This window comes from Eupransor demetentiae (assembly GCF_963930865.1).
Taxonomy (GTDB): Bacteria; Bacillota; Bacilli; order Lactobacillales; family Lactobacillaceae; genus Eupransor; species Eupransor demetentiae.
On sequence record NZ_CAWVOH010000008.1, the window covers coordinates 1 to 2,807 of the forward strand.

Annotated in this window: 2 protein-coding genes and 1 pseudogene; 1 reads left to right on the forward strand and 2 read right to left on the reverse strand. The window is 43.5% G+C overall.

The window, feature by feature from the left end:
* Window positions 1-1,274: KxYKxGKxW signal peptide domain-containing protein (locus tag ABSY64_RS07585; protein WP_349642466.1), on the reverse strand; the 1,274-nt coding region annotated here is incomplete at its 3' end.
* A 258-nt stretch (window positions 1,275-1,532) separates the two neighbouring features.
* Window positions 1,533-2,009, reverse strand: a complete 477-nt coding sequence (locus ABSY64_RS07590; protein ID WP_349642467.1) for a hypothetical protein — start codon at window positions 2,007-2,009, stop codon at window positions 1,533-1,535.
* Between ABSY64_RS07590 and ABSY64_RS07595 the strand changes: the two are divergent.
* A pseudogene (locus ABSY64_RS07595) lies at window positions 1,999-2,807 on the forward strand (hypothetical protein); the annotation flags it as partial. The gene ABSY64_RS07590 and the pseudogene ABSY64_RS07595 sit on opposite strands and share 11 nt — an antisense overlap.

Below are 2,807 nucleotides of genomic sequence, written 5' to 3' on the forward strand. Positions count from 1 at the left end.
GATTCTGACTTGGCAGTTGATTCAGAGGCTGAAATTGAATCAGCAGTTGACTTACTTTCTGAATCTGACTTTACAGTCGATGCAGAAGTTGAAGCTGACTCTGAAGCAGCCTTACTTTCTGATTCTGACTTAGCCGTTGATTCAGAGGCTGAATCTGAAGTTGAAGCAGCATCGCTTTGGCTGTCTTCTTGGCTTCCTTCAGTTGAAACTGAATCGGAAGTTGAGGTCATGGCACTTGCTGCAGTTGAAGCAGATTCAGACTGTGAGTCAACCAATGAGTTTTCAGTTGAGTCTGAAAGGCTTTGTGAAGCAACCTTGCTGTTTTCAGTTGAAAGTGAGCCTGTCTTTGATGCGTCAGTTGAAGCGGATTCACTGGCTGATTGGCTAGTTTCGGCTGACAAAGAAGTTGAAGTGCTTGTTGAAACCTTCGTGCTCAATGAACCTGAAATAGCTGCCTTACGTGAGTTAATTTGGCTCAACTGGGTTGAAACAGCTGCGCTCAATGAAGTGGTGCGGCTAATCGTGTCAGACACGTTGGTTGAACGTGAGTTTACCCCAGAAGCGTAAGTTGACTGGCTCGTGCTTGCTGAATTAACTGAGCTAGCTTCCCCAGAGAATTGTGAGTCAGCAGCGTTACTGTTTGAAGTTGAAGCAGAAATCGATGCTGATTCTGAAGCATTGGCATCATCTGCCTTTGACTTTGAAGTTGACGTTGATTCAGAAGCTGACTTTTCAGTTGAAGCAGAAGTGCTTGCTGAATCTGCGGCAGCCTTGCTGTCAGAAGTTGACTTCACGTCTGAAGCTGAAGTTGATTCTGAGTCGGCAGCGGCCTTTGAAGTTGATTCGCTAGCTGCCTTACTTTGACTGTCTTGATTTGCATTGCTGCCATGGCGATTACCAGATTGGCTATCTGATGATGAATTTACTGAACTAGTAAATTGTGAAATGGCGTTGCTGTTTGAAGCCATTTGGCTGTACTGCGTTGACAAAGACGTGCTACCTTCGTCGTTTTGGCTGTATACAGTTGGATCTGATACAACTTCTGATTCTGAACCACTGTTCGTAGCTGCTTGGCTGTCCAAAGTGACAGTCTTGGCTGCAGTGGTGTCCACGTTTTGTGCGGCTTCCTTGGTATTGTCAGTGCTGGTGTTTTCATCAGCATTGGCTTGGTTGTGCTGGGCCATCATAACGGCCGCAGCTGCGGTCATTCCGGCGACCATCCAACGCTTACCAGCCTTGTACATTTTGAAGTTCGTCTTCGACTGTTGATTCATCGAGTGGTTCCCCCTCTTTATTCATTTTCCCTCGGAATTCGAAACTGCTTGCCTGATTATTCTTCGGACTTCGAAGCTTTTTAACAAGTTCTCAGTCATAAAAATTCACTAATATTATTATGCCAGCTTGTGCATTTTTTTACTACAAAAACTTATAAAAATCTTAAAAAACAGCCCTTATCAGTTGATAAGAGCTGTTTTATGATTAAACAAATGTTGCTTATTTGTTAACTAAGTTAGTGAAAAAAGGGAAAGTGTTTATTTAGGAATCAAAACTGTTTGCTTTGTTGTTGGATTAGTAAAGCTATAGAAATCGAAATAGCGGTCAAAACCAAAGTAATTCAAAACAATGTTAGCCTTGATAACGTTCGACATTTCACTCTTTGGAATTGTGATAGTCCAAACGGACTTATTAGCATTTGGAGTAGCTGACTTTCCGTTAAAAGTAAGTCCCTTCACAGTTTCCGTAACACTCATGGTCAAAGTAACAGTACCATCCGAATTAATCTTTCCTTGGACTGGCTGTGCGAAAACGTTCTTAAAACGATCACTAAGCGTCTTAAGTTCAGCTTCTTCATAAACATTATAAGTAACGTTATACGTGACACCAGATGGTAGGTTATCAAACGGAGCAGTTCGAGTTGAGTTCGACGTTGATGCCGATGCCGAAGTCGAAGCTACCGTTGATGCACTAGCAGATTGACTTGTAAGAACTGACGTTGAAGTGCTTGCCACAGCCGACGTTGAAGTAGATACAGACTCTGAGGCCGACTTTACAACCGATTCGCTCGTAGAAGCAATGATTGAATCTGAGTCAGAAATAGACGTTGAAGTCGAGTCAGAAGTACTCTTCACAGTCGACAAGGAACCACTCGTCGAATCTGAAAGAGCAGTCGAAGTGCTTTCGGAAGTTGACTGCACCGTTGAATCAGACTCACTCGTTGACTTTGAAGTAGAGGCACTCTCAGAAGCGGACTTAGACTCCGACAAACTCTTTGAAAGTGATTCTGAAGTAGACAAACTCTCAGATCCAGTCTTCGATGCCAAATCCGAACTTGAAGTTGATTCGCTCGTCGACGTAGATTCTGAAAGTGACTTTGACTCAGAATCTGAATGTGATGTTGATTCACTCGTTGACTTCGAGGTTGACGTACTTTCAGAAGTTGATTTTACAGTTGAATCTGATTCACTCGTTGACTTTGCAGTAGAGGCACTTTCAGAGGCTGACTTTGATTCAGACAAGCTCTTTGAAAGCGATTTGGAAGTCGATTCACTCTCGGAAGTTGACTTCACTGTTGAATTGCTCTCTGAAGTTGACTTGTCAGTCGAAGCGGATTCGCTGGCTGACTTTACCGTTGACTCACTTTCAGAAGCGGACTTCACTGTTGAATTGCTTTCTGATGTCGAGTTGTCAGTCGAAGCGGATTCGCTAGCTGACTTTACAGTAGACTCACTCTCGGAAGTGGACTTTACGGTTGAGTCGCTTTCGGAGGTTGACTTGTCTGTTGAAGCGGATTCGCTGGCTGACTTTAC